Source organism: Pedobacter immunditicola (assembly GCF_037482985.1).
Classification (GTDB): domain Bacteria; phylum Bacteroidota; class Bacteroidia; order Sphingobacteriales; family Sphingobacteriaceae; genus Pedobacter; species Pedobacter immunditicola.
This window is the reverse complement of sequence record NZ_JBBHKC010000002.1, coordinates 89,867-111,245: the sequence shown is the minus strand read 5'-3', so window position 1 is coordinate 111,245 and position 21,379 is coordinate 89,867. Positions and strand designations below refer to the sequence as shown.

The window sequence follows — 21,379 nt, the reverse complement described above, 5'->3', positions numbered from 1 at the left end:
GACGATCTTTTATATTGATAAATAAGTATACAATAGCAATGAGATGATTCCTACAACCATCATTAAAATATAGAAGCCTACATTACCTGTTTGCAGTAAACGTATCCCCTTACTCGCTTCAGAGGTGCTCCAGCCTAAACCATTCACTATGCCGTCAACAATTTTGGTATCGAAGATTTTATAGAAAAATACAGATAAAGCATCAAGCGGTTTCTTGATAAGGAAATCATAAATCTCATCCACATAAAACTTCTGGAAGGATATGGTGGCAAGAGCCGTTCTTTTCCCTTCATCAGCTACCGGCACGTGGCCTCGTTTAACATATTTCTGATAAGCAAGACCGATGGATATCAACACGCCAACTACAGATACTGCCATTAACATGTATTCCGTTGCATGGTCTGGTGCAGGAGAATGGTGTAAAATTACGGGTGATAACCATTGCGACAACCAATGACTTCCACCTAATGCTTCAGGTATACCAATAAAGCCACCCACAGCAGATAACACGGCTAGAATAACCAAAGGAATGGTCATGCTTTTTGGAGATTCATGAATTTTCTCTTCCGCATGGTGTGAGCCCCTGTAGGTACCGTAAAAAGTAAGGTACAACATTCTGAACATATAGAAAGCCGTTAAGAAGGCTGTAAATACCGCTATTGCCCAAACAATTTTATTGTATTCAAAGGCATGTGCCAAAATTTCGTCTTTGGAGAAGAAACCCGAGAATGGCGGCAAGCCTGAAATGGCGATTGTACCAATCAACATGGTTATAAAAGTAACGGGAAGCTTTTTACGCAAACCACCCATATGCCTCATATCCTGCTGATGGTGCATGGCATGGATCACTGATCCTGCGCAAAGAAACAGCAGTGCTTTAAAGAAAGCGTGTGTGATGACATGGAAAAAAGCACCGTCATAAGCGCCAACACCTAAGCCTATGAACATATAACCCAATTGGGAAACTGTAGAATAAGCAAGAACTTTTTTGATATCCGTTTGCGTCAGCGCAATCAAAGCACCCAGAACAGCAGTCGCCAGGCCAACGATAGTCACCAGGTGTTGAATAACCGGTGCCAGATCAAACAAGACATTCGAACGGGCAATCATGTAAACACCCGCCGTTACCATAGTCGCCGCGTGGATCAATGCCGAAACCGGAGTTGGTCCGGCCATCGCATCAGGTAACCAGGTGAACAACGGCAGCTGGGCAGATTTACCACAAGCACCGATAAATAAAAATAAAGTGATTAAAATAATGGAGGTATGTCCCGGCAGCATATCAGCGGCCTGAGGAAACACTTTAGAAAATTCTACGCTCCCAAAAGTCTGGAACATAATGAATACAGCCAGCAGGAAGCCTAAATCACCAATACGGTTCATCACAAAAGCTTTTTTAGCTGCAGAAGAATAGCTGCTATTGGTATACCAGAATCCAATCAGCAAGTATGAGCATAGCCCTACACCTTCCCAACCAATAAACATGATGAGGTAGTTGGATCCTAAAACCAGCAACAGCATGAAAAAGATAAACAAATTCAGGTAGCTAAAAAACTTGCCAAAGCCTGCATCGCTGTGCATATAGCCAATCGAGTAAATATGGATTAAAAAACCAACACCAGTAATGATGAGCAACATCATGCTGCTTAAAGGATCTACCAGGAAGGAAAATGGAATATGTAAGTCTCCTGCACTGAACCAGTCGAAAAGAAAAACCTCATGCGATTTATTCGCACTTGCGCCCAATTCGAAGAATATGCCGAGACTAAGGGCAAAAGAAAGGAAAATTACACCACTGCCAATAAAACCGATAAGGTTCTTAGATAATGTATCTCTACCAAGTCCATTTATTATAAAGCCTAAAAGTGGAATTAACGGAACCAGCCAAACTAAATCTATCATTTTATATTTCTAATCTAAATATTACCACTTAAGGCGATTCAACACATTAATATCTGTAGACTGTGTATTTCTGTATACCATGACAATGATACTCAGTCCTACGGCAACTTCAGCAGCTGCCAGCGCCATAATAAAGAACACAAAAACCTGACCTGCAGGATCATTATGGTGCACAGAAAAAGCGGTTAACAGCAAGTTGACGGCATTCAACATCAACTCTACCGACATGAAGATGACGATGGCATTTCTACGGGTTAATACCCCGATCACACCTATGGTAAAAATAATAGCACTTAGCCAGATGTAATGGTTAAGTGGCACTCCCTGCAATTGTTGCGTAATGTTTTCCACTATACTTTTTCTTTTTTAGTTAACAATACCGAACCAACCATGGCTGTCAGCAGTAATATCGAAGACAGCTCGAATGGCAGCATAAACGGACCAAACAATTCTTTACCTAAGTTTTTAACCAGGCCCAAGTTTGGATTCTTTAAGATCAATGGATCTGAAACTGCTGTTGCTTTTAATGAACCTAGCAAGGTAACCACCAGGCAGCAGCCGGCAATGACACCAATAATTTTAACAATATTGGATTTTGCAGGTTCATTTTCCTCGTTGAGATTAAGCAACATGAGCACAAACAGGAACAGCACCATGATGGCACCCATATAAACGATGAAGTTTACTACAGCCAGAAACTGTGCATTCATTAAAATATAATGAACGGTTAAGGTGAAAAACGTGACGATCAGGTAGAGTACGCTGTGCACCGGATTTTTGGAAAAGACAACCATCAGTGAAAAGAAGACACTTAGAGCTGCTACGACATAGAATACAGATGTACCCATTTATATTTTGTTTTTAAAGTCGTTTGAAAGCGACATAAGTATTAAAACTGTTTATACTAAAGCCCGAAGGCGATCTTGTTATTTTTTCTCCAAAGGTGCTTCCACCAGTTTATCCTTGCCGTAAATAAAATCCTTACGCAGGTAATCCGACGGTACGATGGGCCCATCAAGATAAATCGCCTCTTTCGGACAAGCCTCTTCACACAAGCCGCAGAAAATACACCTTAACATATTTATTTCATATACTGAAGCATATTTTTCCTCCCGGTACAAGTCCTTTTCTTCAGGCTTACGTTCAGCAGCAATCATGGTGATCGCCTCCGCAGGACATGAAAGTGCACACAATCCGCAGGCTGTACAACGTTCTTTTCCATCTTCATCACGTTTCAAAGAATGCATTCCCCTGAAATTAGTAGAAAATTCACGTTCTTCTTCAGGATACCTGATGGTGGCCTGTTTTTTAAATAAATGACTAAAGGTAATAGACAACCCTTTTGCAATGGCAGGCAAATACATGCGCTCTGAAAACGTCAGGGGCTTTTGTTCTAATACTTTCTTTTTATTGGTTAATGGTTCCATTAAACCTCCTATTATGTCCGCAAGCGGACGTTAAAACTCTTCTACTAGTGCAATCACCACACCGGTGATAATGATATTTGCGATGGCAAGTGGAATCAATATTTTCCATCCTACATGCATCAATTGATCGTAACGGAAACGAGGTATAGTCCAACGTACCCACATAAAGAAAAATATGAATGCAAATATCTTAAGAAACAGTACAGCGGTTCCGATCAAAGGGCCTATTATTGGTCCGGTGTGCAGCAATACCCAATCCATTCCAGGGTAATTGTAACCACCAAAATAAAGGGTAGCCATTACAGCCGAAGAAACAAACATATTGATGTATTCTGCAAACAGATAGAAACCCAGTTTCATTGATGAATACTCTGTATGATAACCACCAATCAGCTCGGTTTCGCACTCAGGCAAATCGAATGGTGCCCTATTGGTTTCTGCAAAAGCACAGATCATAAAAATAAGGAAACCCAAAGGTTGGTAAAGCACATTCCATCGCCAGCCATGTTGCTGCTCTGAAATTTCCCCTAAGCTCATTGTTCCGGTTACCAGTAACAAGGCAATAATGGAAAGTCCCATTGCAATTTCGTAACTGATATTCTGTGATGCGGCACGGATGGCACTCAATAAGGAATACTTATTATTAGAAGCCCAGCCACCAATCATTACACCGTAAACGCCCAAAGAAACGACACCAAAAATGTAAAGGATCCCTACGTTGATATCTGTAACCTGCAAAGGAATAACCCGGCTTCCAATAGTAATATCCTGCCCCCAAGGGATCACAGCGGTACCAATACAAGCAGTTAACATGGATAGACCAGGGCCCACCATAAATAACCACTTACTCGAGTTGGTGGGCACAATTTCTTCCTTCATAAACATCTTCAAACCGTCAGCAAGCGGTTGGAACATCCCAAAAGGACCTGCTCTGTCAGGACCTAAACGATCCTGCAAAAAAGCAGCTACTTTACGTTCTGCATAGGTGGAATACATTGCAATCACCAGGGTAACCCCAAAAAGGATAGCAACGAGTATAAATTTTTCTATAACTATCGAGGTCTCCATTAGAATTTACTGGTTTTTTCTAGTTCAATTTTATTGGCCAACTGCAATTTAGGATTATCCTGAATTACAGGTAATGGGATCAAAGTTTCGTAATGATTTGATGCAATTACAGAGGTATCAGCAATATGTGTAGGATGCTCAATTACCCAGTCGGCAGTTTTTTTCTTATCGAAACGGCAAGTATTGCAGATAAATTCTTCCACTTCACCGTAGATATCTTTTCTGGCCGTTACGCGCAGTACATCATCCCCTTTATACCACAGCGTAACTTTGCCACTGCAAGTCGGGCAATCACGATGTGCATCAATAGGTTTTGTAAACCATACCCTGTTTCTGAAGCGGAAAGTTTTATCCGTTAATGCGCCAACCGGACAAACATCAATCACATTACCGGAGAAATCATTATCTACAGCAGTTTGAATATAGGTGGAAATTTCGGAGTGGTCACCGCGGTTTAAGATGCCGTGAACACGTTTATTCGTGATCTGATCGGCGGTAAACACACAACGGTAGCATAAAATGCAACGGTTCATGTGCAACTGTATCTTATCACCAATGTCAATCCGTTCAAAAGTACGGCGCTCAAACTCGTATCTTGTTTTCTGCAAGCCGTGCTCGTAACTCAAATTCTGCAGGTCACATTCACCAGCCTGGTCACAAACCGGACAATCCAAAGGATGGTTGATCAGTAAAAACTCAACTACACCCCTACGGGCTTCCACCACTTCTGGAGAAGTAATATTCAACACCTCCATACCATCCATTACAGTGGTACGGCATGAAGCCACCAGCTTTGGCATCGGTCTTGGGTCTTTTTCAGAACCCTTGCTTACCTTAACAATACAGGTACGGCATTTACCACCGCTTCCTGCTAATTTAGAATAATAGCACATCGCAGGAGGCACAATATCCCCACCTATTTGCCTTGCAGCATTCAGGATTGTTGTACCTGGCTCAACTTCAACTGTTATTCCGTCTATGGTAACCTTAACTTTATCACTCATTGTTAATGATATCCTTTAATTTTGTGTAGTTACTTCAGCTTTCACAATAGGCTCAGCATAATTTGCCAGGCCGTAATTCGTATCAAGACATTTAACCGGCTCTTTTACATGCCACTCAAACTCATCCCTAAAATGTCTGATGGCACTTGCCACAGGCCATGCTGCTGCATCACCTAAAGGACAAATGGTATTTCCTTCTATATTTTTCGCCACATTAACCAACAGGTCTATGTCGCTCATTTTTCCATGTCCATATTCCAGGCGATGCAAAACTTTTTCCATCCATCCGGTACCTTCCCTGCAAGGAGAGCATTGTCCACAGCTTTCATGTGCATAAAAGCGGGCAAAGTTCCAGGTATTTCTAACGATACACTGATCTTCATCAAAAGCAATGAAACCACCAGAACCCATCATGGTACCGGTAGCAAAACCACCTTCGGCGAGCGATTCATAGCTCATTAACCTGGGGTCGCCATTGGCTAACTTCAATGTCAGGTTAGCAGGAAGGATGGGAACAGAAGAACCGCCGGCTACAGTTGCCTTAAGGCGTTTTCCATTTGCAATACCACCACAATACTCCTCAGAATAGATAAACTCTTCCACCGGAAGACCCAGTTCAATTTCATAAACCCCTGGTTTCACTAAATTGCCTGAAGCCGATATTAATTTAGTTCCTGTACTGCGCCCGATACCGATTTTAGCATATTCATCACCACCATCATTGATGATAGGTACAACGGCAGCAATGGATTCTACATTATTGACCACCGTAGGCCTGCCATATAAACCAGCAATAGCTGGGAATGGCGGTTTAATTCTTGGGTTTCCTCTTTTTCCTTCCAGAGATTCAAGCAATGCGGTTTCTTCGCCGCAGATATAAGCACCACCACCCGGCTGAACGTAAAGTTCAAGGTTATAACCAGTGCCTAGTATATTATCACCAAGGAAGCCGGCATTTTTTGCTTCTGCAATTGCTTTTTCCAGGATTCTTATTTGCGGCATCATTTCACCACGCACGTAAATATAGGAAGTATGAGCACCTAAGGCGTAGCTGGAAACAATCATTCCTTCAATTAAAGCATGAGGAATGTGGGTCATCAAATACCGGTCTTTAAAAGTACCCGGTTCAGATTCGTCAGCATTACAAACCAGGTAACGTGGAACGCCTTCTGGCTTAGCCAGAAAACTCCATTTCATCCCGGTAGGGAAACCTGCTCCCCCACGTCCACGCAGGCCCGATTTTTTCACTTCTTCAACAACATCCTCAGCAGATAGCGTTTTCAAAGCTTTTTCCACAGCACGGTAGCCACCTTTCTGGCGGTACACATCAAATGTATTGATGCCTGGTACGTTAATATGTTCTAATAATAGTTTACGGGCCATTATTTTTTACGTAAGTTCTCTACTAATTCATCCACTTTTTGTTCATTAAGGTTCTCGTAGAAAGTATATTCCGGACCAATCTGTAGGACAGGACCATAACCACAAGCGGCCAAACATTCTACGCCTCTCCAGCTAAACATTCCATCAGGAGTTATTTCATTTTCCTTCACGCCGAGCTTTTGTTGTATATGTTGCATGATTTTCTCTGCGCCAACAAGGCAGCATGGCCCGGTACGGCAAACTTCAAGCACATATTTAGCTGCAGGCTTTAAGAAGTACATCGAGTAAAAGGATGCCACTTCATAAACTTCAATATCCTCTAATTCAAGATAGGCCGCGACACGGTTCATCGCCGAAGCACTTAACCAGCCTTGCTCAGCCTGCACTTCATGTAAAATTGGCAATAAAGCAGACTTCTGCTTCCCAACAGGGTATCTTTTAACGATTTCATCAAACTTTGCTACCAAAGCCGGTGAAAAATCAACAGGTTGTTGTTCTTCTACTTTAAGCATCTAATTCTCCTGCAATAATATTCATACTACTCATGTTAATGATGGCATCTGATAACAGCATACCTTCACTCATGGAAGCATACATTTGATAATTTATAAAGCTTGGTCTTCTAAAGTGTAAACGGTAAGGCGTTCTGCCGCCATCGTTAATCAGGTAAAAGCCCAGTTCGCCATTTCCTCCTTCAACCGCATGGTAAACTTCCGCTTTCGGCGCATCAATTTCACCCATCACAATTTTAAAGTGATAAATCAAGGCTTCCATGTTATTATACACCTCTTCCTTTGCAGGCAAATAATACTCTGGCACATCAGCATGAAAGATACCGGCTGGTTCATGTTTCAATTTTTCCAGTGCTTGTTCAATGATGCGCACACTTTGCCACATCTCTTCGTTACGTACCAGGTAACGGTCATAGATATCACCGTTGGTACCAACAGGTATCTCAAAATCAAAATCCTGGTAAGAGGAATACGGCTCACTTACGCGCACATCATAATCCACGCCCGTTGCCCGCAATAAAGGCCCGGTCCATCCATAATCCAAAGCTACTTCAGGCGTCACTTTTGCAACACCTGCAGTACGGTCAATAAAGATCCTGTTCCTGTTAAGCAAGCTTTCAAATTCCCTCAATGCTACCGGGAATTCTTTAAGGAATTTATTTATTTTCGCAAAAGCGATATCATTGAAATCTCTTTCAAATCCACCAATCCGACCAATATTAGTGGTTAAACGGGCACCACATATCTCTTCATAGATCTCATATATATGTTCTCTGAACTGAAAAAGATATAAAAAGGTGGTTGTAGCTCCTGTATCCTGTGCAATAATTGTATTACAAATGATATGATCAGAAATACGGGCTAGTTCCATAATGATCACTCTTAAATAATCAACCCTTTTAGGCATCTGAATATTTAATAATTTCTCCACCGTCATGTGCCAACCCATATTATTGATTGGAGACGAACAATAGTTCAACCGATCGGTTAGCGGTGTGATCTGGTAAAATGGCCTGTGTTCGGCAATTTTTTCAAAAGCACGGTGGATATATCCGATCGTTGATACGCCACTTACGATGCGTTCTCCATCTATCTGAAGAACATTTTGAAAAACCCCATGTGTAGCAGGGTGAGTAGGACCTAAATTTAAGGTCACATAACCCTCCTGAGGATCATTATCTGTATATACTGGCTGATTATTCATATTATTATCTACCAAAGTATTCGTCTTTTTTATCAACCCTGTTTGGATCTTCCAAAGGATATTGTTTCAACATTGGAAAAACACCAAGTTCATCCATGTTTAGTATTCTTCTTAAGTCCGGATGTCCTTCGAACTTAACACCGAAAAAGTCATACGTTTCACGTTCCATCCAGTTGGCACCCTTCCATAAAGTTGTAGCCGTAGGAATTTCCGGATGTTGCTGGTCTATATAAACTTTTACGCGTACCCTTATCTTTTCGACCATGTTATGCAAATGATAAACTACGGCAATGCCATGCTTTTTTTCCGGATAATGTACTGCAGTTATATCAGTAAGGAAATTAAAATTGGTTTGCACATCCTCTTTTAAGAACTGCAACACCGCTATAATAACATCCTTAGTGGTCTCAAAAGTGAGTAAGCCATATGGTTCTTCAACACCAGTTATTTTACCGGGAAATTTTTTACTCAGTAACTGAACCAGTTGGTTGTTTTTAGTTTCTTCCATTATAATATGCCGTAAGAAGCCAACAATTCTTTATACTGTTCAGAATCTCTTCTCCTGGACGATTCATTTCTTACCAGTTCCTGGATCTTACCGAAACCATCTAAAATAGCTTCAGGCCTTGGCGGGCATCCCGGAACGTAAACGTCAACAGGAATGATCTCGTCGATACCCTGCAATACAGAGTAGGTATCAAAAATACCACCACTGGAAGCACAGGCACCTACAGCCATTACCCAACGTGGTTCGGCCATCTGTAAATACACTTGTTTTAAAACCGGTGACATTTTTTTCGCAATCGTTCCCATTACCATTAAAAGATCTGCCTGACGGGGAGAAAAACTTAAACGCTCTGAACCGAAACGACCAAAATCGTAATGTGAGCCCATGGTGGCCATAAACTCAATTCCACAGCACGAAGTTGCAAATGGCAATGGCCATAAAGAATGTGATCTTGCAAGGCCCACTACTTTATCAAGTGAGGTAGCAAAAAAGCCTGATCCCTCGATACCCGGAGGTGCGTTCACTATGTTGATGTTACTCATGATATAAACAAAAAGGTTCATTCCTGTAAAGAATGAACGCTAAACATACAAATAATTTTTTTAAAAAGATTTTGCTAGTAGCCGTACCCTTAGATGCAAATCTAAATTACTAGCTCCAATCCAATACCTTTTTCTTTATAACATATACAAAGCCTAATAATAGCGTCCCCATAAAGATAAACATTTCTATCATTCCTGTAGTCCCCAATTCCCTGAAATTTACAGCCCATGGATACATAAATATGACCTCCACATCAAACAATACAAATAATATGGCCACAAGGAAATACTTAATGGAAAAAGGCTGACGCGCGTTTCCTACTGATTTAATACCAGCTTCAAATGTTGTCAACTTATCAGCCGTTTTCCGCTTAGGACCTAAAAAATGCGTCGCTACCAAGGTAGTCACTACAAATCCAAGAGCTACAATAACCTGGAAAATAATTGGAAGAAAATCTGAAGGTATACTTTGGGTTTCCATAAATTAAGTTTGGGTACAAAATTAAAAGAAAAAGGCAGGATAACAACCCTGCCTTTCATTTAATCAAAAATAATACGTTAAAACTGCTTATTTCCGTTTTGTTCCAGCTTTAGCAGCAGGAGCAGACATTTCTTTCAGTTTTGCCGGAGCAAAAGTACCAGCTGGATTAGCGGCTACACTTTTTGTAAAGTATTCTTTTGCTTTTTCTTTATCCGTTACCGCATAGAATGCACCAAGCTGATCATAAGCTTCCGCTAATTTCTTAGCATTCGCAGCAGCAAGCTCTGGTTTATCGACAGTTACTTTTTGAACAAAAGCTTCAAAGTGAGGTACCATTAAACCTTTAGGATTTTGTTCATCATCCAATAAGCTGTTAATTCTACCTCTCCACAAGTAAGCATCCGTTGTTTCAGGAGCCAGTGCAGTTACCTTAGCAATAGCTGAATCAGCTTTAACAAGGATATCTTTAGAAGGGCTAGTATTTGCATTTACACCAGCAGCATATTGGAAATAACGTGCTAAACCATTGTAGTAATAGCTATATAACACACCTTTTGCATTTGGCGCAGCAGCAATTGCTTTGTCATAAATATCAGCCGCTTTTTGATAGTTTTTTGCATCATAAAATGCTTTAGCTACTTCAGTAAGTGCTTCAACGTTTGTTGAATCTTTTTCCACTGCTTTAGTGATGTTTACCAAAGCAAGGCTGTCATTTCCACTTTGCAAGTAAGCTTTACCTAAGTACAAATAATCAGAACCAACAATACGGGAAGTATCTTTTGTTTTTGCAAAAAAGTCATTCATGTATTGTAATGACTGTGGATAGTTTTTGTTTTCATAAGCTGAATAACCACGCATCCTCAATACAACAGGCGCTTTAGGATCATTCGGGCTAACAGAAGCCAATTCACTTGTTACCTGCTCTAAAGTCTGGAAATCTTTTGCATAGAATAAGAACTGTGCATAACGCAATTTAGATTCAAAAGATTTATCAGTTAAGTCAAGGTATTTTTTATAGTTTTCCAAGGCCAAAGCCGCTTTAGCGTCAAAGTTCTGAGGCTCAAAATTTGCCCATTGCATGTATAACTCAGCAATTTCGCGGTAAGCAGGCCCGTAATTAGGATCTGCAGCAATTACTTCTTTCAAAGCTGATTCAGACTCAGGAAACGCTCTGGATTCCTTGTACATTCTCCCGATTTGAACTTTAGCCCTGTGTAAATTAGGATTGATATTTAAAGCCCTAAGGTAATTTTGCAAAGCTTCAGAGTTCTTTTTCTGGGCAGCATAAAAATCTCCTAAAGCAAGGAAAGTTTCAGCAGCTTTATCAGCTTTATCCAATTCGTCTGCTTTTTGCAAGTATGGCAAAGCAGCTGTAAAATCAGGTTTTGGAGCCGCTACATAAGCTTTTCCAATAAACATAGATGGAATATAATCCTTTTTAGAAGCAACATCGATTGCTTTATCAAAATTTGTTTTCGCCGAGGTAGGGTTTTCAGAAGCAAGATCAGCTTCTCCTAAACCTACATAGTTTAATGCAAACTTAGGATCTGCAGCAACACCTTTAGTAAACACAGCTCTAGCTGAATCTACATAGTCGGTACGTAAATATACCTCTCCTAAGTAATAATAATTTTCACCTTTACTAGCTTGAGAGTTTACAAGTGATTTTAGCATAGAAGTTGCCTTCTGGTACTGCTCAGCATCCAATGCCTTCTTTGCGTCATCTAAACTTTGAGCAAAAGAGGCAGAACCCATCACTACTAAACCTAAACTTAAGGCTATTGCTTTCTTTGTCATTTTCATGGTTCGTTATCGTTAATCGTTAGGAAGTACAACACTTCTATATTCAAATATATAATTTACTTTTAATTTTTCAAGTTAAAATCCCGCGATGTTAATTTATGTGGCCCCAATCCGGATTTAAGCACAATAAGCTGTCCGCGCTGGCTTAATAACCAGTTTGCAAATCCTGTGCCTAAACCATTTTTGCCCTCACCATTGATGATGTAAATGTTCCTGAGAAATGGGTAAATACCACTGATTAAGTTATCCTGAGTGGGTTTATAAAAAGCATTATCTCCTTTTTTACCAGGGAGATTTTTCACACCCATCATCTTCACTTGTTGTGTATAAGCGCCGCGGTCTACAGTATTTTGTAACAACCAGTTCACACCTACCACACCTATATAGTCTTTATTCTGGTCAACGTACTTAATAACGTCGTTATTGTTATTTAAAGTATACACCCCTTTCTTTGGTAGTGTATTTATTTTCGCCAATTCTTTGAAATACCTCAAAGTACTGGAATAGGCATTATCAAAAACCAGGCTTTTCCCGCTGGTGGAGGTTCCTTTCAATATGGCAATCACTTCAGCCACTGTGACGGTAGAATCAGGATTATCATTACTTGTAATCAAAGCAATACCATCGATGGCAAACCTGGACGTATATACAGGGATACTTCTGCGGCTGTAAGTTTTTTCCTCCTCAGGACTTAACACCCTTGACATCACGATCACCCGGGTACTGTCATTGAGGAAAGTAGGTAATATTTTATTTTCGTTACCCGTAATCACCTTTAAGTTTGCCTCGGGATAATCAGAATTAAAAACTTCAATTTGATCATCCAGGATATTACCAAATGATTCGTCGACAAGGAAAGTAGCATTACCTACCGTCCTTGATACTTCTGTGCCCTTTTCTTCACTATTTTGACAAGAAGAGAGGGCTATGAATAATAACAGGATACCAGTAAGTTGTTTCATTTAATTGTCGTTATCGTTTTGTTTAATCAGGCGGTAAAAGCGGAGGATGGCATAAGCAATCAGCAACAGGCCGAAAATCACTCTGTAGGTTGGTGTAATGGCAAAAGGGATGCTGTCCCAGAATATCATCAGGATACCCAGCACTAAATACAGTAAGAGCATCACTAGCCCTAAAATGAACAGAAATCGCTGTTGAGGCGATTTCTGTTTAAAAAAATTGAAGTCAAACATTTATTATTTTTTTTATTGACCCGATAAAGTAAAGCTGATTGGAATGTTATATTTAACACGCACCGGTTTACCATTCTGGATACCAGGAGTCCAACGTGGACTAGCCTTTAATACCCTAACTGCTTCTTCATCTGTACCACCGCCTAATTTACGGTCTACTTTAATGTCAGTTAACTCTCCGTTTTTCTCCACAACAAAGGATAAAAACACTTTACCCTGGATGTTGTTTTCGGCTGCCATTGGAGGATATTTTACAGTTTTACGTAAGTAAGCATAAAACTTATCCATGCCGCCTGGAAAACTAGGCTGGGTTTCAATACTAACGAAGTCGTATACCTTAGTATCTTCCACTACTGCTGCTTGTTTCGGGCCTTCTCCAACTGGAGCTGCAATTACGATATCCGCATCAGGATCACCAGCGATGGTTTTCTGACCAGGATCCGCTTTTTTCAAATCCTCAATTTGAGGAGGCTCTTCGTCACGCACCAGATTATCCGGCTTTACAATAGGAGGAGGAAACTTAACCTGATCCTGTTTTGGCGGTGGTGGCTCAACCGGTGGTGGCGGAGGGGTATCCGGGTTTACCGGTGGTGGCGGAGCAACAGTAACTTCCACTTGCTTTACGATCTCTTCTTCTGGCATTGATCCTTTAATCAACGAAATGATCTTGGGTGTAAGAAACAAGAGAATAAATACAGTACCAGCGTAAAATAAGGATTTAGTTGTGTTTGAGCCGTTCTGTCTTCGAAGCTCGTAAGCACCGTAGCTTTTGTTTTTCTTTTCAAATACAACATCAAGCCACTCTTTTCTGAATAAATCTATTTTAGAACCGAACATTGCTTTAATGTTTTAATGTAAATTAATATTATAAAATTCCATTCTCTTTCATGAAGTTTGATTCTGAATCCAGAATATTTTCATCATCGATAGCTGGAGCTGCTGTAATTTTTGTGATGTTCAATTCATCCATAATATCCACAAAGTTCTTGTAGGTTGCGCCTGAGGTAGGCTTAATCACAATCACTAATGTTTTCTTAGGGTCATTGTTATATAAATCAGCTACTTTTTTCTTATTCTCAAGTATTGACTTTCTAACTTCAGCAAAGCCTTCGATATTAGGTTGGCTCTTTCCAGCCTCACCCATATACCATGCAACCTTGTTGTTTTTACCCAGAAGGATAGTCATGGTCTGCGAAGCCCTTAATTCAAGCTTGTTGGTATCATCCTTATCATTCTTGTCTGGCTTTGCAATGTCCATTGCAATTGGCTTGGAGAGGGAAGTGGTTAGCATGAAGAAAGTAATCAATAAGAAGGCTAAATCCACCATAGCAGTTAAATCTACTTTAGTATTAGCTTTTTTAGTTCTTACTTTACCACCGCCTTTTTTGCCACCCCCGCTGGAGGTATCTAATTCTGCCATGTCATTTATTGATTATCACCGCCTTCAGCAGATGTAATTAAACTAAATTTGTTAATTTTTTGATCCTGAAGAATATCAATAACCTTTTTAATAGATGGATACTCCTCTTCTGCATCACCTTTAATACTGATCCTCATTGGTGTAGAATGCAACTCTGCAACAGCTTTACGTGAATTCAGAATCCAGGAAGATAACTGATTGTTTAACGAATCAATAGGAATCCCTGACTGCAATGGAGAAGCTGTTCTTGCAGCCTCATCCGGTAAAGCAATAAATTGTTTCAAGCTTTGAATTGGAACACCGAAAGATGAGATCACGCCAAAACGCTCTCTCTCTTGGGGGGTAAAGCTAATTTTATATTGCTCGCCCATTTTATCCAACGTAGCCATTTTTACGTCCTTTCCAACTACTTCATAAAAAACCTTGCCATGTCCAATGGTCAGCTTCGCAATATCAATATCCGGAACCGGAATCTTGTATGTTGAAGAAGGGATACTAATATCCAAAGGGTCAGGCTGACGTGCAGTTGCTGTTAATATAAAGAAGGTCAATAATAAGAACGATACATCGCACATAGCGGTCATATCGATCGAAGTACTGCTTCTTTTAACCTTTGCTCTTGGCATAATTTTTAAAATTACTTATGTTTTTAACTAATGATGTTTAATCTTCCGGTTTTCCATAAAGCCGGTAAAAAAAAATTCATTATTTCTTATTTATGCGTAGATGCATAAGTTTGGATGATGCTGAAACCTGCTTCATCAATTGCATAAGTTAATTTATCAATTTTAGAAGTCAGAATGTTGTACATGATAATCGCAACAGTAGAGGTAGCAATACCTGTAGCTGTATTGATTAGGGCCTCAGAAATACCATTCGCTAATGCAGCCTGGTCAGGAGCTCCAGATGTAGCCAAACCTGCGAAGGCCTTGATCATACCTGTTACTGTTCCTAATAGTCCTGTTAATGTACCTACTGATACTAATGTTGCAATTACAGTTAAGTTTTGCTCTAACATTGGCATTTCTAATGTAGTTGCTTCTTCAATATCTTTTTGAATAGCTAAACATTTCTGGTCTGTATCCATGTTTGCTTCAACTTCCATCTCACGGTATTTTTTCAAACCAGATTTGATTACGTTGGCAACAGAACCTTTTTGTTTGTCACACTCAGCCATCGCACCTTCAATATTGCTTGAAGCTAAATATCCCTGAATTTTCTTAATGAAAGAATCTAAACTTCCTGCGCCAGTCGCTTTGCTGATTACGATAAAACGTTCTACTGAGAATACAAATACCATTAAAAGCATTCCCATTAAAATCGGTACGATAAATCCACCTTTGTAAGCCATACCTGCAAAATTACCTGGTTTTGGCTGATTAGCATTATCGTTATCGATAAAGTTTGCAGGATCTCCCAACACGAATTGGAATAATAAAAATCCAATAATAATACAAATTGGAATCACTAAGATTGCGAATAAGTTTGAAGCTGTAGAGCTTTCTTTTGCTACTGTTGTTGGTTTTGGTGCGTTTGCCATTTTTTTTTAGTTTTTTAGTTTTTTTAAAACCTTGTTTTTTTTAAAAAGTTTGATAATAATTTCAGTAATACAACAACGACTAATATACACAAATGTTGCAGTAAACAAATTTAGAACTTTGAATGATATTTCAATATTATTTTATCAAACTTAATTCTTTCTTTACCCAGTGTATGTTCCCCTTAGCGGTTGTCTATTATTAAAAAAAGATTGTCCCTGTGGAGACAATCTTTCACAATTAAAACTAAAAAAATATATAAATGCAAATTTTTCATCAAATAAATCGGTTTAAACCGTTATTTCATTGATTTTAGGGAGAGATCTCCTCATTTCATCATTTGCATAGGCATCAAACTGTTTAAAGTTTTCAATAAATGCTGCAGCCAATTCATTCGCTCTGCGATCATAATCTGCCTGATCTGTCCAGGTGTTTCTAGGGTTCAAAATCTCTGAAGGAACTTCCGGACAAGTTAGTGGCATTTTTAACCCAAAAACAGGATGCGTTGCATAGGCTACTTTCTCCAGTTTACCATTTAAAGCAGCCGTAATCATTGCCCTGGTATAGGCTAATTTCATTCGTTTACCAACGCCATAAACGCCGCCACTCCAGCCAGTATTGACCAGCCAAACATTTACCTGGTGTTTTTCCAGCTTTTCGCCCAGCAATTCCGCATAGCGCGTAGGATGTAAAGGCAAAAAGGCTTTTCCAAAACAGGCAGAAAAAGTAAGTTGTGGCTCTGTAATGCCAGCTTCAGTACCGGCAACTTTTGCCGTATAGCCCGAAATAAAGTGGAACATCGCCTGGCCGGTACTCAGTTTAGAAATCGGCGGCAACACCCCGAAAGCATCAGCCGTTAAAAAGAAAATGTTTTTAGGAAGCCCCCCTATCGAAGGGATAACAGCGTTATCGATATAGTCTATCGGGTAGGCCACCCGGGTATTTTCGGTTTTTATAATATTTGTAAAATCGACTTTACGGGTGCCCGGGAAATAATTTACATTTTCCAGCAAGGATCCAAATCGGATTGCATTAAAGATCTGAGGCTCTTTATCAGCGGAGAGGTCAACACATTTGGCATAACATCCGCCTTCAAAATTAAAAACACTGGTGTCATCCCATCCGTGTTCATCATCACCGATCAATCCCCTTTCCGGATCGGCAGACAAGGTTGTCTTTCCGGTGCCCGAAAGCCCGAAGAAGATAGCTGTATCCCCATCCTTGCCTACATTGGCAGAACAATGCATCGATAAAATATTCCTTTGCTGTGGTAATATATAATTCAATACAGAGAAAATGCCTTTTTTAATTTCACCCGTGTAGCCGCTGCCGCCAATCAGAATCACTTTTTTAGTAAAATTAATAATAGTGAAGTTTTCCTGACGTGTGCCGTCCGCTTTTGGATCGGCCAGAAAGTCTGGCGCTGCAATAATTGTCCATTCAGGCTGTAAACCCAATTCAGTTTGATCAAACCGCAAGAACATATTATTGGCAAACAAATTTTGAAATGCCTTTTCAGTGACCACACGAATGGTAGTTCTGTAGGAGGCATTGGCACAGGCGTAGGCATCCCTTACATAGAATTTCTTATTACCAAGGTATTCCGTTACCTTAATATATAAGGCATCATATTGAGCTTCACCTATTTGTATGTTAATATCTCCCCACCAAATCGTGTCACGCGTCATCTCATCGTAAACGATATACCTGTCTTTAGGAGAACGGCCGGTAAATTTCCCGGTGTCAATGGCCAGTGCGCCACTATCCACGAGTGTACCTTCCCCATTTTTCAAGGCCTCTTCCACCATTTCTGGCACTTCCAACTGATAAAAAGCATTCCTGGAACTTAAATTCAGGTAGCTTAAGTCCGGTGTTTGCAAAAAAACTTTGCTCATATATAAATAAGTTAGTTCTACAAAGTTAGGCAAGTTAAAAGGCAAAAATAACCTTCCGCAAGAAAAAATTTACTTATTGTTCAATATACACTATTAATATGTGTTTGATACCTAGCGTTTAAGGTAAATTCCACCCGCTATACTATCCTCCTGATTTTTTTACTTTATAACCTTCCTTTTTTAATAACTCCATTATTTTATCACGGAAATCCCCCTGAATCAAAATTTCTCCTTCTTTGGCTGCACCCCCTACCCCACATTTAGTTTTTAACACTTTCGCTAGTTTTTCGAGGTCTTCAGCTTCCCCAACAAATCCTGTAATTAGCGTAACCGCTTTTCCGCCACGATTTTTCCTATCGAGCATAATTTTTAGATTCTGCTGGTTGTTGGGCACATTTTCTGGTTCAGCATTCCCTTCTTCGGGATAGGTATATGAGGGATCGGTAGAATACATGATGCCACCAAAATCATTCAATACTTTCTTTTTAGATTTCATTGGTATTTAATTAATTGTTTCATCACAGCAATGAAGTTTAGTTACGCCTGGGGTACAATCACTTTTAAGGACAAGGGCTGGATAGAAATGGTAATCTCTTTACCCATCATAAACGGCTCACCATCAATGTGTATTGCGGCTGCTTCAGGTCGGCTGATGTGTATTTTTTTTCCTTTAATAATTTCAACCATATCTGTGTGATGGGTTTTAGCCGTCAACATATAAAAAGCCAGGATCGGAATTCGGTATAAAGGGAAATTTTTAATGATACAAACATCCAGTAAGCCATCACTGGCAGAAGCAAGTGGTGAGATGTAAGCATTATTACCATACTGCGAAGAATTGGCGATACTGACAACAAACGCTTTACGCGTATAAGTTTTCCCATCTACCAGAATTGTGTAGGTAGCCGGCTTGTAATTCAACATTTCTTTTAGGCCAAGTTTCAAATAACCAGACAGGCCTCTTTTTTTATTACCTGCAAAAACGGCGCTCACATGGGCGTCAAAACCCATGCCCGCCATATTGAAGTAAACTTTATCATTAAAAGTAGCCGTATCGATCTTGGAAATATGGCATTGATTAATTACCTCCAGGGCCTTGCGAGGGTTCATGGATATTTTTAAAAACCGTGCAAGCCCATTTCCCGAACCAAAGGGGATAATGCCCAGGACCTTGTTCTGCTGCATCACTTTAGCCCCTACTTCGTTAATGGTGCCATCGCCACCAACGGCAACAATAATGTCGAAATTCTTGCCCACTGTTTCTTCAACAATTTCTGCGCCATGACCCGCATATTCTGTTACCCTATAATTTGCAGTAAATTTTGACCGGTCCAGATAACTGTCAATCATTGCTGGTATCTTCATTTTATCCTTGCCTCCGGATATCGGATTTATAATAAATAGTATGTTTGATTTTCCCAAAGTCGTGGTTTAATGATTGTACAAAATAATATATATTTTTTGACTATTTAAATATATAGTGCTAATTTCGCAATACTAAAGTGGACTGATTTGCGATGTTATCCTAGGATAGCGGGATTGCAACCACGTAAAAAAAAGTGCTAACTACTTACACACTTCCTTTTACCGCCTGTTTTCAGGGTCATGCTCCATTTTAGTTAATGGTCAAGTTATTAACCTAATTAATTAAAATGTCATACTTATTTACATCAGAATCTGTTTCCGAGGGTCACCCAGATAAGATAGCAGATCAAATATCCGACGCTCTTATTGACAACTTTTTAGCTTTTGACCCAGAATCAAAAGTGGCATGCGAAACTTTAGTAACTACAGGACAGGTTATTTTAGCAGGGGAAGTTAAATCAAAAACTTACCTTGATGTACAACAGATTGCACGTGATGTGATTAAGAAGATTGGTTATACAAAAAGCGAGTACATGTTCGAGGCGAACTCCTGTGGTATCCTTTCTGCTATACATGAGCAGAGCGGGGACATTAACCAGGGGGTTGACAAGAGCAACAAAGAAGACCAGGGAGCTGGTGATCAAGGGATGATGTTTGGTTACGCTACCAACGAAACTGAAGATTACATGCCGCTGGCACTTGACCTTTCTCACAAGTTATTGCAGGAACTGGCCATTTTAAGACGTGAAAATGATGAAATCACTTATTTACGTCCTGATGCTAAATCTCAGGTTACCTTAAGTTATAGCAGTGATAACAAGCCAGAAAGCATTGCTGCCATTGTTATCTCTACTCAACATGACGATTTTGACGAAGAGACAGTGATGTTGGCCAAGATCAAAGATGATCTATTGACTATCCTGATCCCAAGGATTATTGCTAAGTATCCGCAGTATGCACATTTATTCAATGATACAATAGATTTCCACATCAACCCTACGGGTAAGTTTGTGATCGGTGGCCCGCATGGTGACACCGGTTTAACTGGTCGTAAAATCATTGTTGATACTTATGGCGGCAAGGGTGCCCACGGTGGTGGTGCATTTTCAGGGAAAGATCCTAGTAAAGTAGATAGAAGTGCTGCTTACGCTACCCGTCATATTGCTAAAAACCTGGTTGCTGCAGGTGTTGCAGATGAAATTTTAGTACAGGTGAGCTATGCCATCGGTGTTGCTAAACCAATGGGTATTTACGTAAATACCTATGGCACCAGTAAAGTAAATAAAACTGATGGCGAAATTGCTAAAATTGTGGAAGGCTTATTTGACATGCGTCCTTATTTTATTGAGCAACGCCTTAAATTGAGAAACCCTATTTACAGTGAAACGGCAGCTTATGGGCATATGGGCCGCAAGCCAGAAACGGTAACAAAGACTTTCAAAAATCCTTATGGAGAAGAGAAAGTGGTTACTGTAGAGCTTTTCACATGGGAAAAACTTGATTACCTTGATCAGGTTAAAAGCGCCTTTTCTATATAAACAGCTTTAAGTAAAGGTTACCAAGGCGTTGGCAAGGGGTTGCCAGGGCCTTGGTAGGGCCTTACCAGGGCTATTAGCCCTACCAATGCCCTGCCAAGGCTATACCTACCCTTTGGCAAAGCCCCGGGAATTTAAACCCTGAACCAGCGGACCTGAAAACCTTCAGCAAAACCATTTCGCCCTCCTGTTGTTTAATGGTTATAAAATAAAACATTATGGAACGTCCGGTAGAAATGAATACGCTAAGCCAAATCATGGAAAAATTGAGAAAAAAAGGTTTAGACAACGAGATAAAAATGACAGATCACGGAAAAATGCAGGGCCCTGGTGAAAATCAGATCTATACTCCTGAAGATTTGACCATTATAAAGACATATCGGTTTGAAGGTGACTCTGACCCTGCAGATAATGCAGTGCTTTACTTATTGGAAGATAAAAATGGTCAGATAGGCTATATCATGGATGCTTATGGCATGTATAGCTCTCAGGAAGGCACAGGATTTGATGATTTTCTGAAGAAAATCCCAACTGCCGACCGTGATATTCAGCAGTTATTCAGTTAATAACTGATAAATAAACAGCTTAGTTTAACTTCC

Annotated in this window: 24 protein-coding genes; 2 read left to right on the top strand and 22 right to left on the bottom strand. The window is 40.0% G+C overall.

Going from position 1 to position 21,379, the window contains the following annotated elements:
• Positions 1-9: 9 nt before the first annotated feature.
• The 22 genes from nuoL to WG905_RS02940 all read right to left on the bottom strand — a co-directional run bounded on the left by nuoL (position 10) and on the right by WG905_RS02940 (position 19,302).
• Positions 10-1,902, bottom strand: coding sequence for an NADH-quinone oxidoreductase subunit L (nuoL, locus tag WG905_RS03045; RefSeq protein ID WP_339590224.1), 1,893 nt, complete (start codon positions 1,900-1,902; stop codon positions 10-12).
• A gap of 21 nt (positions 1,903-1,923) precedes the next feature.
• Positions 1,924-2,253, bottom strand: coding sequence for an NADH-quinone oxidoreductase subunit NuoK (nuoK, locus tag WG905_RS03040; RefSeq protein WP_339590223.1), 330 nt, complete (start codon positions 2,251-2,253; stop codon positions 1,924-1,926).
• On the bottom strand, positions 2,253-2,750 hold the full coding sequence (locus WG905_RS03035; protein ID WP_339590222.1) for an NADH-quinone oxidoreductase subunit J family protein: 498 nt from the start codon (positions 2,748-2,750) through the stop codon (positions 2,253-2,255). The genes nuoK and WG905_RS03035 overlap by 1 nt, the downstream gene beginning before the upstream one ends.
• A 78-nt stretch (positions 2,751-2,828) precedes the next feature.
• Positions 2,829-3,329, bottom strand: coding sequence for a NuoI/complex I 23 kDa subunit family protein (locus WG905_RS03030; RefSeq protein ID WP_339590221.1), 501 nt, complete (start codon positions 3,327-3,329; stop codon positions 2,829-2,831).
• 30 nt (positions 3,330-3,359) lie between these two features.
• Entirely contained in the window at positions 3,360-4,397 is a 1,038-nt protein-coding gene (gene nuoH, locus WG905_RS03025) for an NADH-quinone oxidoreductase subunit NuoH (protein WP_339590220.1), read from the bottom strand.
• Entirely contained in the window at positions 4,397-5,401 is a 1,005-nt protein-coding gene (locus tag WG905_RS03020) for an NADH-quinone oxidoreductase subunit G (RefSeq protein ID WP_339590219.1), read from the bottom strand. Before WG905_RS03020 ends, nuoH begins: the two co-directional genes overlap by 1 nt.
• A 15-nt stretch (positions 5,402-5,416) precedes the next feature.
• Positions 5,417-6,784 (bottom strand): NADH-quinone oxidoreductase subunit NuoF, encoded by a 1,368-nt coding sequence (gene nuoF / locus WG905_RS03015; RefSeq protein ID WP_339590218.1) that lies wholly within the window; start codon positions 6,782-6,784, stop codon positions 5,417-5,419.
• Complete coding sequence (locus tag WG905_RS03010) at positions 6,784-7,296, bottom strand: NADH-quinone oxidoreductase subunit NuoE family protein (RefSeq protein ID WP_339590217.1); 513 nt, start codon at positions 7,294-7,296, stop codon at positions 6,784-6,786. Before WG905_RS03010 ends, nuoF begins: the two co-directional genes overlap by 1 nt.
• Positions 7,289-8,500, bottom strand: coding sequence for an NADH-quinone oxidoreductase subunit D (locus WG905_RS03005; protein WP_339590216.1), 1,212 nt, complete (start codon positions 8,498-8,500; stop codon positions 7,289-7,291). The genes WG905_RS03010 and WG905_RS03005 overlap by 8 nt, the downstream gene beginning before the upstream one ends.
• A gap of 4 nt (positions 8,501-8,504) precedes the next feature.
• Positions 8,505-9,008 carry an NADH-quinone oxidoreductase subunit C gene (locus WG905_RS03000; RefSeq protein WP_339590215.1) on the bottom strand — a complete coding sequence of 168 codons (504 nt, stop codon included), beginning with the start codon at positions 9,006-9,008 and terminating at the stop codon, positions 8,505-8,507.
• The gene (locus WG905_RS02995) at positions 9,008-9,550 is read right to left on the bottom strand and encodes an NADH-quinone oxidoreductase subunit B (protein WP_339590214.1); all 543 of its coding nucleotides are present in this window, start codon (positions 9,548-9,550) and stop codon (positions 9,008-9,010) included. The genes WG905_RS03000 and WG905_RS02995 overlap by 1 nt, the downstream gene beginning before the upstream one ends.
• 109 nt (positions 9,551-9,659) lie before the next feature.
• Positions 9,660-10,031: an NADH-quinone oxidoreductase subunit A gene (locus WG905_RS02990; RefSeq protein ID WP_339590213.1), complete on the bottom strand. Its 372-nt coding sequence runs from the start codon at positions 10,029-10,031 to the stop codon at positions 9,660-9,662.
• A gap of 87 nt (positions 10,032-10,118) precedes the next feature.
• A complete protein-coding gene (locus tag WG905_RS02985; RefSeq protein ID WP_339590212.1) occupies positions 10,119-11,834 on the bottom strand; it encodes a tetratricopeptide repeat protein in 1,716 nt (571 codons plus the stop codon).
• 62 nt (positions 11,835-11,896) lie between these two features.
• On the bottom strand, positions 11,897-12,796 hold the full coding sequence (locus WG905_RS02980; RefSeq protein ID WP_339590211.1) for a PstS family phosphate ABC transporter substrate-binding protein: 900 nt from the start codon (positions 12,794-12,796) through the stop codon (positions 11,897-11,899).
• The gene (locus WG905_RS02975; RefSeq protein WP_339590210.1) at positions 12,797-13,027 is read right to left on the bottom strand and encodes a hypothetical protein; all 231 of its coding nucleotides are present in this window, start codon (positions 13,025-13,027) and stop codon (positions 12,797-12,799) included.
• A gap of 12 nt (positions 13,028-13,039) precedes the next feature.
• Complete coding sequence (locus WG905_RS02970) at positions 13,040-13,864, bottom strand: energy transducer TonB (protein WP_339590209.1); 825 nt, start codon at positions 13,862-13,864, stop codon at positions 13,040-13,042.
• 28 nt (positions 13,865-13,892) lie between these two features.
• Entirely contained in the window at positions 13,893-14,447 is a 555-nt protein-coding gene (locus WG905_RS02965) for an ExbD/TolR family protein (protein ID WP_339590208.1), read from the bottom strand.
• A 5-nt stretch (positions 14,448-14,452) separates the two neighbouring features.
• Positions 14,453-15,073: an ExbD/TolR family protein gene (locus tag WG905_RS02960; protein ID WP_339590207.1), complete on the bottom strand. Its 621-nt coding sequence runs from the start codon at positions 15,071-15,073 to the stop codon at positions 14,453-14,455.
• A gap of 86 nt (positions 15,074-15,159) precedes the next feature.
• Positions 15,160-15,987, bottom strand: a complete 828-nt coding sequence (locus WG905_RS02955) for a MotA/TolQ/ExbB proton channel family protein (protein WP_339590206.1) — start codon at positions 15,985-15,987, stop codon at positions 15,160-15,162.
• A 288-nt stretch (positions 15,988-16,275) separates the two neighbouring features.
• Entirely contained in the window at positions 16,276-17,880 is a 1,605-nt protein-coding gene (gene pckA, locus WG905_RS02950; RefSeq protein ID WP_339590205.1) for a phosphoenolpyruvate carboxykinase (ATP), read from the bottom strand.
• 142 nt (positions 17,881-18,022) lie between these two features.
• Positions 18,023-18,376, bottom strand: a complete 354-nt coding sequence (locus tag WG905_RS02945) for a translation initiation factor (RefSeq protein ID WP_339590204.1) — start codon at positions 18,374-18,376, stop codon at positions 18,023-18,025.
• Positions 18,377-18,417: 41 nt separating this feature from the next.
• Positions 18,418-19,302, bottom strand: a complete 885-nt coding sequence (locus WG905_RS02940; protein ID WP_339590203.1) for a diacylglycerol/lipid kinase family protein — start codon at positions 19,300-19,302, stop codon at positions 18,418-18,420.
• 230 nt (positions 19,303-19,532) lie between these two features.
• Between WG905_RS02940 and metK the strand changes: the two genes are divergently transcribed.
• Positions 19,533-20,783 (top strand): methionine adenosyltransferase, encoded by a 1,251-nt coding sequence (gene metK, locus WG905_RS02935; RefSeq protein WP_339590202.1) that lies wholly within the window; start codon positions 19,533-19,535, stop codon positions 20,781-20,783.
• Between the two features lie 215 nt (positions 20,784-20,998).
• A complete protein-coding gene (locus WG905_RS02930; RefSeq protein ID WP_339590201.1) occupies positions 20,999-21,346 on the top strand; it encodes a hypothetical protein in 348 nt (115 codons plus the stop codon).
• Positions 21,347-21,379 lie beyond the last annotated feature (33 nt).

What these genes read in the sequence shown, in the direction of transcription:
- nuoL (WP_339590224.1), bottom strand. Translation starts at nt 1,902, where the DNA reads ATGATAGATTTAGTTTGGCTGGTTCCGTTAATTCCACTTTTAGGCTTT.
- WG905_RS03035 (WP_339590222.1), bottom strand. Translation starts at nt 2,750, where the DNA reads ATGGGTACATCTGTATTCTATGTCGTAGCAGCTCTAAGTGTCTTCTTT.
- WG905_RS03030 (WP_339590221.1), bottom strand. Translation starts at nt 3,329, where the DNA reads ATGGAACCATTAACCAATAAAAAGAAAGTATTAGAACAAAAGCCCCTG.
- nuoH (WP_339590220.1), bottom strand. Translation starts at nt 4,397, where the DNA reads ATGGAGACCTCGATAGTTATAGAAAAATTTATACTCGTTGCTATCCTT.
- WG905_RS03020 (WP_339590219.1), bottom strand. Translation starts at nt 5,401, where the DNA reads ATGAGTGATAAAGTTAAGGTTACCATAGACGGAATAACAGTTGAAGTT.
- nuoF (WP_339590218.1), bottom strand. Translation starts at nt 6,784, where the DNA reads ATGGCCCGTAAACTATTATTAGAACATATTAACGTACCAGGCATCAAT.
- WG905_RS03010 (WP_339590217.1), bottom strand. Translation starts at nt 7,296, where the DNA reads ATGCTTAAAGTAGAAGAACAACAACCTGTTGATTTTTCACCGGCTTTG.
- WG905_RS03005 (WP_339590216.1), bottom strand. Translation starts at nt 8,500, where the DNA reads ATGAATAATCAGCCAGTATATACAGATAATGATCCTCAGGAGGGTTAT.
- WG905_RS03000 (WP_339590215.1), bottom strand. Translation starts at nt 9,008, where the DNA reads ATGGAAGAAACTAAAAACAACCAACTGGTTCAGTTACTGAGTAAAAAA.
- WG905_RS02995 (WP_339590214.1), bottom strand. Translation starts at nt 9,550, where the DNA reads ATGAGTAACATCAACATAGTGAACGCACCTCCGGGTATCGAGGGATCA.
- WG905_RS02990 (WP_339590213.1), bottom strand. Translation starts at nt 10,031, where the DNA reads ATGGAAACCCAAAGTATACCTTCAGATTTTCTTCCAATTATTTTCCAG.
- WG905_RS02985 (WP_339590212.1), bottom strand. Translation starts at nt 11,834, where the DNA reads ATGAAAATGACAAAGAAAGCAATAGCCTTAAGTTTAGGTTTAGTAGTG.
- WG905_RS02980 (WP_339590211.1), bottom strand. Translation starts at nt 12,796, where the DNA reads ATGAAACAACTTACTGGTATCCTGTTATTATTCATAGCCCTCTCTTCT.
- WG905_RS02975 (WP_339590210.1), bottom strand. Translation starts at nt 13,027, where the DNA reads ATGTTTGACTTCAATTTTTTTAAACAGAAATCGCCTCAACAGCGATTT.
- WG905_RS02970 (WP_339590209.1), bottom strand. Translation starts at nt 13,864, where the DNA reads ATGTTCGGTTCTAAAATAGATTTATTCAGAAAAGAGTGGCTTGATGTT.
- WG905_RS02965 (WP_339590208.1), bottom strand. Translation starts at nt 14,447, where the DNA reads ATGGCAGAATTAGATACCTCCAGCGGGGGTGGCAAAAAAGGCGGTGGT.
- WG905_RS02960 (WP_339590207.1), bottom strand. Translation starts at nt 15,073, where the DNA reads ATGCCAAGAGCAAAGGTTAAAAGAAGCAGTACTTCGATCGATATGACC.
- WG905_RS02955 (WP_339590206.1), bottom strand. Translation starts at nt 15,987, where the DNA reads ATGGCAAACGCACCAAAACCAACAACAGTAGCAAAAGAAAGCTCTACA.
- pckA (WP_339590205.1), bottom strand. Translation starts at nt 17,880, where the DNA reads ATGAGCAAAGTTTTTTTGCAAACACCGGACTTAAGCTACCTGAATTTA.
- WG905_RS02945 (WP_339590204.1), bottom strand. Translation starts at nt 18,376, where the DNA reads ATGAAATCTAAAAAGAAAGTATTGAATGATTTTGGTGGCATCATGTAT.
- metK (WP_339590202.1), top strand. Translation starts at nt 19,533, where the DNA reads ATGTCATACTTATTTACATCAGAATCTGTTTCCGAGGGTCACCCAGAT.
- WG905_RS02930 (WP_339590201.1), top strand. Translation starts at nt 20,999, where the DNA reads ATGGAACGTCCGGTAGAAATGAATACGCTAAGCCAAATCATGGAAAAA.